The organism is Bradyrhizobium sp. 142, from assembly GCF_023074015.1.
Classification (GTDB): Bacteria; Pseudomonadota; Alphaproteobacteria; order Rhizobiales; family Xanthobacteraceae; genus Bradyrhizobium.
In genome coordinates this window covers 31,907-44,540 of sequence record NZ_JADPKQ010000224.1, presented here as the reverse complement: position 1 = coordinate 44,540, position 12,634 = coordinate 31,907, and the positions used below count along the sequence as shown (strand labels likewise).

The 12,634-nt window shown below is 65.5% G+C and carries 13 protein-coding genes; 8 read left to right on the top strand and 5 right to left on the bottom strand.

Translation table 11 applies throughout. The features are described from left to right. Positions 1 to 95: 95 nt before the first annotated feature. From IVA82_RS20795 to IVA82_RS20785, 3 genes are read right to left on the bottom strand one after another with little or no spacing between them, the layout of a single operon-like run. Positions 96 to 872, bottom strand: coding sequence for an ABC transporter ATP-binding protein (locus IVA82_RS20795; protein WP_247388405.1), 777 nt, complete (start codon positions 870 to 872; stop codon positions 96 to 98). Next, a complete protein-coding gene (locus IVA82_RS20790; protein ID WP_247388404.1) occupies positions 872 to 1,723 on the bottom strand; it encodes an ABC transporter permease in 852 nt (283 codons plus the stop codon). The genes IVA82_RS20795 and IVA82_RS20790 overlap by 1 nt, the downstream gene beginning before the upstream one ends. Beyond that, the gene (locus tag IVA82_RS20785; RefSeq protein ID WP_247388403.1) at positions 1,707 to 2,711 is read right to left on the bottom strand and encodes an ABC transporter substrate-binding protein; all 1,005 of its coding nucleotides are present in this window, start codon (positions 2,709 to 2,711) and stop codon (positions 1,707 to 1,709) included. The genes IVA82_RS20790 and IVA82_RS20785 overlap by 17 nt, the downstream gene beginning before the upstream one ends. A 197-nt stretch (positions 2,712 to 2,908) precedes the next feature. On the opposite strand from IVA82_RS20785, the gene IVA82_RS20780 reads away from it, so the two are divergent. Beyond that, the gene (locus tag IVA82_RS20780; protein WP_247388402.1) at positions 2,909 to 3,619 is read left to right on the top strand and encodes a GntR family transcriptional regulator; all 711 of its coding nucleotides are present in this window, start codon (positions 2,909 to 2,911) and stop codon (positions 3,617 to 3,619) included. A 2-nt stretch (positions 3,620 to 3,621) separates the two neighbouring features. Beyond that, positions 3,622 to 4,371: an aspartate/glutamate racemase family protein gene (locus IVA82_RS20775; RefSeq protein ID WP_247388401.1), complete on the top strand. Its 750-nt coding sequence runs from the start codon at positions 3,622 to 3,624 to the stop codon at positions 4,369 to 4,371. Here IVA82_RS20775 and IVA82_RS20770 read toward each other — a convergent pair whose 3' ends face one another. Further along, positions 4,372 to 5,760: an amidase family protein gene (locus IVA82_RS20770; RefSeq protein WP_247388400.1), complete on the bottom strand. Its 1,389-nt coding sequence runs from the start codon at positions 5,758 to 5,760 to the stop codon at positions 4,372 to 4,374. An 88-nt stretch (positions 5,761 to 5,848) separates the two neighbouring features. Here IVA82_RS20770 and IVA82_RS20765 point away from each other — a divergent pair, with 88 nt between their 5' ends. From IVA82_RS20765 to IVA82_RS20750, 4 genes are read left to right on the top strand one after another with little or no spacing between them, the layout of a single operon-like run. Continuing rightward, entirely contained in the window at positions 5,849 to 6,940 is a 1,092-nt protein-coding gene (locus IVA82_RS20765; RefSeq protein WP_247388399.1) for an ABC transporter ATP-binding protein, read from the top strand. A gap of 29 nt (positions 6,941 to 6,969) precedes the next feature. After that, entirely contained in the window at positions 6,970 to 8,016 is a 1,047-nt protein-coding gene (locus tag IVA82_RS20760; RefSeq protein ID WP_247388398.1) for an ABC transporter substrate-binding protein, read from the top strand. Between the two features lie 4 nt (positions 8,017 to 8,020). Continuing rightward, positions 8,021 to 8,884, top strand: coding sequence for an ABC transporter permease (locus IVA82_RS20755; protein ID WP_247388397.1), 864 nt, complete (start codon positions 8,021 to 8,023; stop codon positions 8,882 to 8,884). Continuing rightward, positions 8,884 to 9,699 (top strand): ABC transporter permease, encoded by an 816-nt coding sequence (locus tag IVA82_RS20750; RefSeq protein WP_247388396.1) that lies wholly within the window; start codon positions 8,884 to 8,886, stop codon positions 9,697 to 9,699. Before IVA82_RS20755 ends, IVA82_RS20750 begins: the two co-directional genes overlap by 1 nt. On the opposite strand, the gene IVA82_RS20745 is transcribed toward IVA82_RS20750, so the two are convergent. Then, a complete protein-coding gene (locus IVA82_RS20745; RefSeq protein ID WP_187435787.1) occupies positions 9,700 to 10,035 on the bottom strand; it encodes a hydroxyisourate hydrolase in 336 nt (111 codons plus the stop codon). A gap of 29 nt (positions 10,036 to 10,064) precedes the next feature. On the opposite strand from IVA82_RS20745, the gene IVA82_RS20740 reads away from it, so the two are divergent. Then, complete coding sequence (locus IVA82_RS20740) at positions 10,065 to 11,261, top strand: MFS transporter (RefSeq protein WP_247388395.1); 1,197 nt, start codon at positions 10,065 to 10,067, stop codon at positions 11,259 to 11,261. After that, positions 11,242 to 12,618, top strand: coding sequence for an amidase (locus IVA82_RS20735; RefSeq protein ID WP_247388394.1), 1,377 nt, complete (start codon positions 11,242 to 11,244; stop codon positions 12,616 to 12,618). The genes IVA82_RS20740 and IVA82_RS20735 overlap by 20 nt, the downstream gene beginning before the upstream one ends. Positions 12,619 to 12,634: the final 16 nt, after the last annotated feature.

Sequence of the window (12,634 nt, the reverse complement as noted above, 5' to 3'; positions counted from 1 at the left end):
GTCTGCAATGATGCGATCAGTTCCGTCCAGGGTCAGGAGAAGTCCGCCCCTCACCAGGAGATCGCAGCTGCGCGGTGTGACTGCGGATTCCATGGCTAAGACGCCTGCGCAAAGCGCGTCGATTCTTCGCGTATCAAAGCCAGCACATGGCGCTTTGCATCGTTGAACTCGGGGCTGGTGATGTCGCGCGGGCGCGGTAGGTCGAAATTGACGGCATCGCGGATCCGGCCCGGCCGCTTCGTCATCACAACGATCTTGTTGCCGAGCACCAGCGCCTCGTCGACGCTGTGGGTGACGAACACGATCGTGCAGCGGTGCTTCTGCCAAATCGCGACCAGCTCCTCCTGCATTTCGAGCTTGGTCTGGGCGTCCAGCGCCGCGAACGGCTCGTCCATCAGGATGACGCTCGGGTTCATCAGAAGCGCACGGGCAATGCCGACCCGCTGGTTCATGCCGCCGGACAGCTCGGAGGGATGATGGTGCTCGAAGCCGCGCAAGCCGACGAGATCGATGAATTCCATGGCGCGATGGTGCCGCTCGGTCTTCGACACGCCCTTGAGCTTGAGATGGAAGGCGACGTTGTCGATCGCCGTCAACCACGGCATCAGGGTCGGCTGCTGGAACACCACGCCACGGTCCGAGCCGGGCCGCTCCACCTGCTTTCCGCCGACCAGCGTGCGCCCGGACGTCGCCTGCTCGAATCCGGCGATGATGTTGAGCAGGGTCGACTTGCCGCAGCCGGACGGGCCGAGCAGGCAGACGAAATCATTGGCCTCGATGTCGAGATTGATGTTGTCGAGGGTGAGCAGGTCACGGCCGCGCCGCTTGTCGGAAAACACCTTGACGATGTTGCGAAGCTCGATTGCCGCCATCAGCCATTCCTGCCTTGCACGGTGGTCGTCGTCTGCCAGCGCAGTGCGCGGGCCATGATGGCCTTGAGGCCGAGGTCGGAGAGATAGCCGAGCAGCCCGATCGAGATCATCGCCGCGAGCACGATATCGTAGCGCAGGAAATAGTAGGAATCCCACAGCACGTAGCCGAGGCCGCTTTTGACCGCGACCATCTCGGCAGTGACCGTCAGCATCCAGGCCGATCCGACCGCGATGCGAAGACCTGCGAAGATCGAGGGCAGCGCCGCCGGCAGCACGATATCGGTGAGCATCTGCCGCTCACTCGCTCCCATCATCGCACCGGCGCGCACGAGATTATGGTCCACCGTCTTCACGCCATGAATGCTGTTCATCAGCACGGGAAAGAAGGCGCCCAGGAAGACGAGGAAGATCGCAGGCTTGTCGGCAATGCCGAACCAGATGATCGCGAGCGGAATCCAGGACACCGGCGGAATCGGACGCAGCATCTGCAGCGTCGGCTCCAGCGTTTTCTCGAACAGACGCGACCAGCCGATGGCAACCCCGGCGAGGATTCCAAGCACGCTTGCCAGCGCAAAACCGCCGAACACGCGCAACGCGCTGGCGAACGCGTCGCGTAGCCAGTGCCCCGAATAGGTCTGTGTGGTCTCGTCGAAGCCGGATACCCAATCGCCGAGCGCATGCAGCACCGCGCTCGGCGCCGGCAACAGCGCGGGCGGCAGCATGCCGCTGCGGGCGACAGCTTCCCAGCCCGCGATCAGCAGCGCGGGAACGACAACGCGTTCGAGGCCCTGACGCGCGCGGGCCAGCCGAAACGCCGGCTTGGCCGGCGAGACGTCAATAGCCGAGGTCATTCTTGGATTTTCCCGTCGCTTGCTCGATGAACGAATAGTCCATGTTCTTCTCCGCTTCCGCGGAGACGTCCTTCGAGATGTATTTGAGGTCGCGCATCATCGCGGCGATCGCGAGCGTCTGGGCACGATGGATCGCAGGATCCGGCGCGGCGTTCTTCAGTGCCTCGGTCGCCACCGTCTTGTCGAGGCCGGTGAGCTTGTTGATGACGTCGATCCACGGCGCCTTGTCGGCGATCAGCCTGTTGTCGAGCTCGACCACGGCGGTGACGACGCCCTGGACGCCAGCGCGCTGGCTGGCAATGACATCTGAACGCGTGACGATCAGGTTCGTCAGATTCCCCGCGGCCTGGTCGTAGGGCAGCACGAAATGCTTGCCTGCGCCGGCAAGCCGGACCTGCGAGGCGAACGGCTCGACCGTGCAGATCATGTCGACCTCCCCGCGCTGCAACGCCGCGAGATGGTCAGACGGATTGGGAATGTTGATGAACTGGATGTCCTTGTTGGGATCGACGCCCTGCTTCAGAAACGCGCCGCGCATGTGAATGTCCTGCGCGTTGCCGCGGGAGGCCGCGACCTTCAGCGGTTGGCCCTCGCTCTTGGCTTTCGCGACGGTCGCCTTGAAGGCGGTCCAGTCCTCAGGCGGAAGGTTCAGCTTCGCGGAGGAAAGACATTCCGAGCCGCCGTTGATCTGGCCGGACACGGCGACGACGTCGAAATCTTTATCGAGCGCGGTGATGTAGTGCAGGTAGGTGACCTGCGCGACATCGATGCTCTTCGACACCAGGGCGGTGAGGACGTCATTGCCCGAGTTGAAGCCGGTGGCCTCGACCTCGACATTCTTGGCCATGCCCGGGATCAGCGACATCGGCAGGCAATGCGCACATTTGGCGAAACCGAGCTTGATCTTTGCGGTCTGCGCGGAGGCGAGATGGCTTCCGCCAAGCATTGCCGCCATCACCACGAGGCCCAGTCGCAAACTCGTCCGCATCGCTCACTCCGTCCGAAGGCGCGAGATCTCGCGCGTCGCGCAGGATCATCCGTCGCCCTTCGCCGCAGCGCAATCCGGTTTTTGCATGCTGCATACAATTTGCGCGCTATGCCATTGTTTTCAGCAAGATACGTCGGTATTTTGGGCAAGCCAAAGGGCCTGAAACGGCTAAGGTCAACGTGAGAAGTGAGGCACGCGTGCAGCCAAAATCGGAAGCGCCGAAAGGACGAAAGTCGCCCAAACTCAAGCGGATGGGTCTGCATGAGCGCGCGGCTGCGCGAATGCGGACGATGATCATTCGAGGCGAGCTGGCGCCGGGGTCGCGGACACAGGAGACCACGCTGTCGAAGTCGCTCGGCGTGTCGCGCACCCCGCTGCGCGAGGCGATGAAGGTGCTGGCGGCTGAAGGACTGATCGAGCTGCGCCCCAATCGCAGCCCGCGCATCGCCGATATCGCAGTCGACAGCATCTCGGAATTGTTCGAGGCTCTCGCCGGTATCGAACGGCTTGCCGCCGAACTCGCCGCGGAGCGCGCGACCGACCGCGATCTCGCCCGCCTGCGCACGCTTCAGACCCGCATGGAGGGTCATCATCGCAGCGGCAAGCTCGACGACTATTTCGCCATCAACGGCGAGATCCACAGCATGATCGTCCGCATGGCGCGCAATACGCCGCTGCGGGAGGCGCACGAGACGCTGATCTCCCGCGCCGAACGCGCGCGCTATCTGGCGCTCGGCGCCGACCGCCGCTGGAGCAATTCGGTCGACGAGCATGCCGATATTCTGGCAGCACTCGAAGCACGCGACGGCGAGGCGGCCGGACGTCTGCTCGGTGCCCATGTCCGGCGCACCGGCACCGCTCTGCTCGAAGTTCTCGCCACATCCAACCCCAAACAAACGGCAGTGTGACCATGAAGCTGCTCCTGCTCAACCCCAACACCAGCGCCGAAGTCACCCGGCTGATGATGGATGTCGGGCAGCGCGCAACGTCGCCCGGCACCGTGCTGGTCCCCTGCACCGCGTCCCGCGGCGTGCCCTACATCTCGACGCGCACCGAGGCCCAGATCGGCGGGGCGATCGCTCTGGAAATGCTGGCGGAGCGGCATCGCGAGGTCGATGCAGCGATCATTGCGGCCTTTGGCGATCCCGGCCTGTTTGCTGCGCGCGAGACGTTCGACATTCCCCTGGTCGGCATGGCGGAAGCCGCGATGCTGACGGCTTGCATGGCTGGACGGCGCTTCGCCATCGTCACGTTCGCGCAGGCATTGGGGCCCTGGTACGAGGAATGCGTGCGCGCCCACGGGCTATGGGAGCGCTGTGCCGGCATCCGCATGCTCGATACGCCGTTCCAGGCGATCTCTGAAGTCGGCACCGAGAAGGAAGACTTGCTCGTCGCGCTCGCGCAGCGCGCGATCGTCGAGAATGAGGCCGATGTCCTGATCTTCGCCGGCGCGCCGCTCTCGGGCCTTGCCGAGCGGGTTGCCGACCGGATCCCCGTCCCCGTCATCGATCAGGTCGTTGCCGCCGTGAAGCAGGCCGAGGCGCTGGTGGCACTGCGCCTGCGCAAGGCGACGGCGGGCACGTTCCGCCGCCCCGCGGCAAAGCCCACCACCGGTCTCGCCGAGGCGCTCGCCGCCCGGCTCGAACATCGCAACAGTTGATCAGGCAGGCGGCCGGCGATGCGAAAAACCCAGCGTCTGTTCGATGATCCGGCCAAAGGCAAACAAGCGGGATTCGCACCCCGGCGGAGCAATAATCTGGATGCCGAACGGCAGCTGATTCGCTCCCCGCTGCGTCGGCACGGTCAGGACCGGAAAACCGACCAGCGAGACAATGAAGGTAACGGCGAGATAGTCGATCGGCGTGTCCAACGTCGTGCCATCGATTGCCGTGACATCGCTGACCTCGTTCGGCCAGGGGAAGACGGACGCTGCCGGCGCAACCAGGAAATCGGCGCGGGTGAACAGGTCGCAGAAGCTGCGGTAGATCGCAGTGCGGCGGCGCTCCGCATTGAGATAATCTTCGGCCGAGAGCCTTGCGCCCGCCTCGATATTCCAGATCACGGTGGGCGTGAGCTCGTCGCGACGCGTCTTCAGCAACTCACCAAAACTGTTGGCGATGTGTGCGGCACGCAACGTGCGGAAGGTCCCGATTGCACCGCCGCAATCGGGCGACGATTGCACAATGTCGGCAACGCGCGCCAGCGCCTCGCAGGCCATCGCAAAGCGTGCCCGAACGTCGCAGGCAACCGGTGCAACGCCGAAATCGGGCGTGACGGCGATCCGGGCATGTCCTGCGCGTGTTCGATTCCCGCCGAAGCTTCTGGTCGAGAGCGGATCATGCGCATCGGCTCCCTCGCACACCGACAACGCAAGCTCGAGGTCGTCGATGCTGCGGGCGAGGAAACCGTGTGTGGCCAGCATGTCCCAGCCCAGCGGGCGACGCGGCGATGGAATGCGACCCGGTGTCGGCCGGATCGAGGCGACATCGCAGAAACTCGCGGGCGTGCGCACGGATCCGCCGAAATCGGTGCCGTGCGCCAGCGGCACCATACCGGCCGCGACCGCGACGGCGGAGCCGCCCGACGATCCGCCGGAGGTCAGCGCAGGATCGAACGGATTGCGGGTCGGACCGCACAATCTGTTGGTGCAGACCGCACCGAAGCCGAATTCGGGTGTGTTGGTCTTGCCCAAAATGATCGCGCCGGCGCGCCGCAGCCGCGCGACCACGAGGTCTTCTTCCGGTGGCACGTGGTCACGAAACAGAACCGAACCATAGGTGGTCGTCAGCCCCGCGGTGTCGGTGAGGTCCTTGATCGCGACGGGCACGCCATGCAGCGGTCCGGCCGGCGCGGACGCCGCGTCACAGATTTGCGCCGCACGGCGGGCGCCCTCAGCGTCGACCGTCACGAATGCTGCCAATCGCGCGTCCTGTTCCGCGATCCGCGCAAGGTGCGCCTCGACGGCGTCGCGCGAGGACAGCTCGCCTCTCGCGATAGCGCGCGCAAGGGCTGTGGCGGTGAGGTCGCAAACCGATCGATCCGATGTCATCGTGCCACAATGCCAAAACGCGCAGCGAAAAGCGACGGGCACGGGCACGAGACTTGCTTTCTTCCTCGGGAGAACGGGAGGCAACATCATGGCTGAAACGCAAGGCGGCCGATCGCTCGTGGTCGACGCCGTCACTCACCGCTATCCGAGCGGTGCGCTCGCGGTCGAAAACATCAATCTCGACATCAAGGGCGGCGAGATCATCGCCCTGCTCGGCCCCTCCGGCTGCGGGAAGACGACCTTGCTGCGGATCATTGCCGGCTTCATCGCGCAGAGCCAGGGACGGATCATCATCGGGGACGACGTCGTCGACGCGCTGCCGCCGAACCGCCGCGCGGTCGGCATCGTCTTCCAGAACTATGCGCTGTTTCCCCATCTCACCGTGACAGAGAACGTCGCCTACGGCCTCGCCGCCCGCGGCATCAACAAGGCGACGCGCCAGCGCGAGGCACAACGGCTGCTCGGGCTGGTGCAACTGCCGTCGATGGCCGAGCGGCTGCCGCGGCAGCTCTCCGGCGGCCAGCAGCAGCGCGTAGCGCTCGCCCGGGCGCTGGCGATCAAGCCGTCGATCCTGCTGCTCGACGAGCCCTTCGCCGCGCTCGACAAGAACTTGCGGCTCGACATGCAGATCGAGGTCAAGCGGCTGCAACGCGTCTCGGGCATCACCACGCTGATCGTGACGCACGACCAGGAAGAGGCGTTGTCGATGGCCGACCGCGTCGCGGTGCTGAGCCACGGCAAGCTCGAACAGTTCGGATCGCCCTCGGATGTCTACGACCGTCCCCAGACGCTGTTCGTGAACACCTTCGTGGGATCGAGCAACCGCATGCCCGGCGTCGTGATATCGGCGGACCGCACCGCCGCGAAGGTACGCCTCGATGCCGGCGCGGAGATCGTCGCACGGCCCGCGGGCGCCCTCAGCGAAGGCGGCCGCGTCACCGTCTGCATCCGTCCCGAACATCTGCAGTTCGTCGGCGACGAGACCGGCTTTGCCGGCGTGGTCGGCATGTCGCTGCCGCTAGGGGCCACCGTCGTCCATGAGGTCACGACCGCCGACGGCTCCGGGGTAAAAATCTCTCAGGCGCGCATCGGCGAGACACGCGCACTGGAGAACGGCGCCGCAGTGCGCCTCGCACCGCTCGCGCCATCGCTCGCCAACGCCTTTCCTGCAACGCTTTAGATCCAGTCATAGTCCACAGGGAGTTCGACATGATCCTCAATCGCCGAAGCCTAATGACGACCGCACTCACACTCGGCGCCATGAAGGCGTTTCCCGGGCTGAGCTTCGCCCAGGCCCGCCCGCTTGTGTTTGCGACCTTCACGGGAAGCTGGGAGGAAGCGCACAAGGCCGTGCTCGTGCCGGCCTTCCGCAAGGCGAACGCCGATGCAGCGATGGTGCTCGACCCCATGCTCTCCGTCGACCAGATCGCGAAGGTCAATGCCGCCAAGGCCAATCCGCCGATCGACGTCATGTTGCACGATCCCGGCCCCGCCCTCGTCGCGATCGGCCAAGACCTCGTCGAACCTTATCCGGTCGAGAAGAGCGCCTACTACAAGGACCTGATCAGCGAGGCACAAGAGCCGATGGGCCCCGCCCCGTTCTTTCAGGTCGTCGGCCTCACCTACAATCCGGAAGCCGTCAAGACGCCGCCGACCTCCTGGGCCGACCTGTGGAAGCCGGAGTTCAAGGGCCGCGTCGGCATCACCAATCTCAACTCGACGCTCGGCACCGGCTGGCTGGTCGAGATCGCCAAGATGCGCGGCGGCTCGGAGGCCAATGTCGATCCCGCCTTCAAGGCGATCGAGGAGCTGAAACCCAATCTCGCGGCCGTGGCCGCCAATCCCGGCGCGCTCGCAACCCTGTTCCAGCAGGGCCAGATCGACATCTCGCCCGGTAACTTCAACGCTATCCAGATTCTGAAAGCGCGCGGCGTGCCGGTCGAGTTCGTGGCGCCAAAGGAAGGCGCCATCGCCTTCAAGACCACGATCCACATCGTCAAGAATTCGCCAAACCGCGAGCTCGCCTTCAAACTGATCGAGGCGGCGCTGACGGCCGAGGTGCAGACAACGCTGATGAACCCGCCCTATCTGATCGTGCCGACCAATTCCAAGGTGACGATGGGCGGCGAAATCGCGCGCGTGCTGGCCAAGGACACCGCCGAGCTGAAGCAGAAGTTCGTGTTCCAGGACTGGAAGAAGATCAACGAGCAGCGCTCGGCCTGGATCGAACGTTTCAACCGCGAGATCAAGATCTAGCACCATGGGTACAGCACCGGCATCGCGGGATGTGACGTCCTACGGCATGGGATTGGCAGCGCCGCTGGCGCTGTTCTTCCTGGTCTTCTTCGTCGCGCCGCTCCTGCAATTGCTCTGGCTCTCGCTGCACAACGACACGGCCGCGCTCCATTGGGGGCTCGGCCAATATTTGCACTTCCTCACGGACGCTTTCAGCCTGAGCGTGCTCGGCTCGACGCTGCTGCTCGGCGCCGAGGTAACGCTCGTCTGTCTCGTGCTCGGCTTTCCCATCGCCTGGCTCTATCAGCGGGTCGGGCCGCGGCTTCAGACCATCATCATCCTGATCGTGCTGTTGCCGCTTCTGACCAGCGTCGTGGTGCGCACCTTTGCCTGGATCGTCATCCTGGGCCGCCAGGGCATCATCAACGCGACGCTGCAATCGCTCGGCATCATCGATACACCCCTAAAGCTGCTCTACACCCAGTTCGGCGTTGTGATCGCGCTGGCACAGGTGCAGATGCCGCTGATGACACTGCCGCTGATCACTGCACTCGGCCGGATCGATCCGAATCTCGACGACGCATCCTGCTCGCTCGGCGCCGGAAGCTGGCGCACGTTCTTCAAGATCGTGCTGCCGCTGTCGCTGCCCGGCGTGATCGCCGGATGCACGCTGACCTACGCCGCCGCGATCACGGCCTTCATCACGCAGTCGCTGATCGGCGGCGGCCAGATGCTGTTCATGCCGATGTATCTCTATCAGCAAGCGTCGACTCTCCAGAACTGGCCCTTTGCATCCGCGATCTCGATCATCTTCCTGCTCGCCGTGCTTGCGGTCGTCTCCGTCTTCACCACGCTCGGCCGCATGTCGCGGGGCTACGGAGGCGCATGATGAGCGGACGCAAGCGTACCCTGGAGGCGATCAGCTTCGAGTTTGTCATGACCGTGGTCGCGGTGATCGCGCTGATCATCATCATCGCTCCTTCGCTCGTGGTACTGATCGTCTCCTTCACGAGCGGTTTCTCGCTGCGCTTCCCGCCGCCCGGCTATTCGCTGCGCTGGTACGCCGAGCTGTGGAATGCCTGGCAGCTGCACTTCGCGGCGAAGAACAGCCTCATCGTCGCACTATGGGCGACGTGCTTGTCCGTCGTGCTCGGCGTCGCGGCCGCGCTTGCGATCTCGCGGTCGCGGACGCTGTCGGCCCGGCTGCTCGATTCCCTTTTCATGTCGCCACTTGTTTTGCCGGCGCTGGCCTTCGGCCTCGCCGCCCTGATGCTGTTCTCGCTGGTCGGCCTGCCGGTGTCGCCGCTGACGCTGGTGATTGGCCACACCGTGGTCTGCGTTCCCTATGTCGTGCGCAATACGGTTGCCGCGCTCGCCCAGCTGGAGCCGACCCTGCTCGAAAGCTCGGCAGTGTTAGGGGCCAGCCGCCTCTACACGTTCCGTCGCATCGTGCTGCCGCTGATCCGGCCCGGCATCATCGCCGGCGCCTTCATCGCCTTCATGTCCTCCTTCGACAACGTGCCGGTCTCGCTGTTCCTGCGCGATGCCGCGACCGACATGCTGCCGATCCGGATGTGGCAGGACCTCGAGGGCAAGCTCGACGTGACCATCGCAGCCTTGTCGGGTGTGCTGATCATCGCCACCGTCGCGCTGGTCGCGGTGATGGAGCGCGTCACCGGACTATCGCGGCGGCTGACCAACTGATCAGGCGCCGCGGAACAGCGAATAGCCCCAGCGGGTGAATTTCAGCGGCAGGTGGAAATGCTCGTCGATATCAGTGATGCGGAAGCGGAACGGCGTCACGGTAAGAAAGCCGGCGCTGTCAGCAAAGAACTCGCCGAGATGAAACAGCACCTCGTACACGCCCGCCGTGACGCCGGCGCCGTGCGCAACGGGATGATCCAGCACGCCGTTTGCGCCGAGCCGCCCCTCGGCGATACGCAGCTGTTCGGGGTCGATCCGCCAGATCTCGATGCGCAGGCCCTGCGCGGGACGCCCGCTCGCCACGTCGACTGCGTGAATGGAAATGCCGCCTGCCACCTTGCCGTTCCTCCTATGAGCGAGCGGCCATGGTAGACGGAAACACGGCCGTTCGGCCAGCGCCCGCGCTGCTGCCGGCCTTGGGGGCGATGACCTCGCTCCAGGCGCTGGTCGCGCTGGCCTTGTTCGCGCCGGGCGTGGTCGCGCCCAGCGCCCATATCGAGGTCTGGCAGCTCTCGATGTTCTCATGCGCGGTCTTCGCCGTCGGTATCCCCGCCTCGTTCTGGGGCGGCAGCTTCATTGCGCGCCTCGGCTCGTTGCGGATCGCGAGCCTGTGCGCGGCAGCGATCGTCGCCTGCATGGCGTTGGCTTCGTTCGGCTCGACGGCCGCCTTGCTGGCCGCGGGCCTCTGCCTCGGCCTTGCCTTCGGACCGGAGACGCCGGCAAGCGCGGCGCTGTTGGCGCGGCTCGTGACCGCCGAGCGCCGCGCCTTCGTGTTCTCGGTGCGCCAGACCGGCAACCAGATCGGCGCCGTCTGCGGCTCGCTGGTCCTGCCCGCGATCGCGATCTCGCTCGGACCGACCTGGTGCTACGCAGCGGTCGGCGCATGTGCCCTGCTGGCCATCCTGTGGTTCGAGCAACTGAGGCTTGCCTACACTGGCAAAGTCGTCGCTCCTCCGGAACTTGGTCTTCGCGCGCGGCTGGCGCTGGTGACTGCGGACCGGCGCATCGCCATGCTGGCGCTGGCGTCGATGCCGTTCAGCGCGATGCAGGTATCGCTCAATACGGTCTTCGTCACGCTGGGCACGCGCGAGCTCGGGCTCAGCCACATCGAGGCCGGCATGGCGCTCGCCTGCGCGCAGGCAGGCGGCCTGGTCGGCCGGCTCGGCTGGGGTCTCGTCGCGACGCGCCTCAATGCCTCGCGCATGGTGCTCATCGTCATCGGCCTCGGCATGGCCTTCTGTGCCGCGGTGCTCGGCCTCGATGGCGCATCGCTCGGTCGTACCGGCCAGTTCGCGATTGCGGCGCTGTTCGGCCTGACGGCGTCGGGCTGGAACGGCGTCTTCATCGCCGAGATCGCTCGCCTCGCCCCGCAGGACCGGATCGGCGAGACCACCGGCGCGGTGCTGACTGCATCCTATGCCGGCCTGCTGGCGGCACCGGCGCTGATGTCGATCCTGGATGGTGCGGCCAGTCTTGGCGCCGCGTTCTTCGCCTTGGCCTGCCTTGCGCTGTGCGGCACATTCGCGCTGATCTGGGGGAGCCATGACAAAGCTGGTAAATAGCGCACACGGGATTGCGGCCGATGTAACGGCCGGACGAACGACCGCGGCCGAAACCGCCAAGGCCACCCTCGGACGCATCGAGGCTGCCAAGCCGCTGAACGCAGTGGTGACGATCGACCCCGCACGCACGCTTGCCGATGCCGCGGCGGTCGACAACCGCCTGCGCGCTGGCGAGAAGATGCCGCTCGCCGGCGTCCCCATCGTCGTCAAGGACAACATCTGGACCGGCGGCTGGCGCGTGACGCAGGGCTCGCGCCTGTTCGCTGATTTCGTCGCGCCGCAGGATGCGATTGCGATCGAGCGGCTGCGCAGAGCCGGTGCCGTCGTCGTTGGGATCGGCGCGACGTCCGAGTTTGCGTGCAAGGGCGTCACGACGTCGCCGCTGTTCGGTCCCACCCGACATCCCCTGAATCCGGAGCTGACGCCGGGCGGCTCGTCGGGTGGTCCGGCAGCGGCTGTCGCAGCCGGCCTCGTGCCACTCGCGATCGGTACCGATGCTGGCGGCTCCAGCCGCAGGCCGCCGGCCCATGTCGGCGTCGCCGGCTTCAAGCCGTCTTATGGCGCGATCCCCTACGGGCCTGGTTTCGCCGAGCCGTTTTTTGGCCTCTCTGTCATCGCACCGATCGCCGCCACCGTTGCCGATGTCACGCTGGCGTTCGAGGCCATGGCCGGTATCGATCCGCGCGATCCGGATTCCGCGGACGTTTCGCAACGGGCCGAAGACATCGCCAATCTGCGCGTCGCCTTCTCGCCGCGCCTTGGGCTCGATGTCGCAGTCGACAACGTCGTCGTCAATGGTTTCATCTCTGCCGTAGAGCGCCTTTCCGCCTCCGGCTTATGCATCGCGCAGCGTGATCCCGTCTGGCCGGCCGGCGCGACCGAAGAGGCCATCATGCCGCTTCAGCACGCCGGCCTCGCCGCTCTCCATGGCAACGCCTTCCCCCAGGATCCGACCGTGTTCGACCCTGATATCGCCAGGCAGATCGAGCGCGGACTCTCCTGGTCGGGCGCGGACGTTGCTGGGGCGCTGGTTGCGAGCACCGCAATCGCCAATGCGTTCGCGGCCTTCTTCACCGAAATCGACCTGCTGCTGGCACCGACCGTCCCTTGCGTTGCCTGGCCGCTGACACAGCTTGGGCCCGACATGATCGGCGGCCGCCCGGCGAGCCCGCGCGCACACGCCGTGTTCACGCCCTTCGTCAATCACGCCAGATTGCCGGCGATCTCGATTCCGTGCGGGACTGACGCGGCTGGCCTTCCTTTTGGCCTCCAAGTGATCGGCCGGCGCGGCCAGGATCGCACTCTGCTGCGAGCCGCACAGCACATCGAGACCATGTTGTGCACATTTTCGAAGTAGAATTGGAGGTAGAAAT

Excerpts from the sequence above, each read along its gene's own strand:
- IVA82_RS20765 (WP_247388399.1), top strand. The coding sequence starts at position 5,849 with ATGGCTGAAACGCAAGGCGGCCGATCGCTCGTGGTCGACGCCGTCACT.
- IVA82_RS20755 (WP_247388397.1), top strand. The coding sequence starts at position 8,021 with ATGGGTACAGCACCGGCATCGCGGGATGTGACGTCCTACGGCATGGGA.
- IVA82_RS20750 (WP_247388396.1), top strand. The coding sequence starts at position 8,884 with ATGAGCGGACGCAAGCGTACCCTGGAGGCGATCAGCTTCGAGTTTGTC.
- IVA82_RS20795 (WP_247388405.1), bottom strand. The coding sequence starts at position 872 with ATGGCGGCAATCGAGCTTCGCAACATCGTCAAGGTGTTTTCCGACAAG.
- IVA82_RS20785 (WP_247388403.1), bottom strand. The coding sequence starts at position 2,711 with ATGCGGACGAGTTTGCGACTGGGCCTCGTGGTGATGGCGGCAATGCTT.
- IVA82_RS20775 (WP_247388401.1), top strand. The coding sequence starts at position 3,622 with ATGAAGCTGCTCCTGCTCAACCCCAACACCAGCGCCGAAGTCACCCGG.
- IVA82_RS20760 (WP_247388398.1), top strand. The coding sequence starts at position 6,970 with ATGATCCTCAATCGCCGAAGCCTAATGACGACCGCACTCACACTCGGC.
- IVA82_RS20770 (WP_247388400.1), bottom strand. The coding sequence starts at position 5,760 with ATGACATCGGATCGATCGGTTTGCGACCTCACCGCCACAGCCCTTGCG.
- IVA82_RS20740 (WP_247388395.1), top strand. The coding sequence starts at position 10,065 with ATGGTAGACGGAAACACGGCCGTTCGGCCAGCGCCCGCGCTGCTGCCG.
- IVA82_RS20790 (WP_247388404.1), bottom strand. The coding sequence starts at position 1,723 with ATGACCTCGGCTATTGACGTCTCGCCGGCCAAGCCGGCGTTTCGGCTG.
- IVA82_RS20735 (WP_247388394.1), top strand. The coding sequence starts at position 11,242 with ATGACAAAGCTGGTAAATAGCGCACACGGGATTGCGGCCGATGTAACG.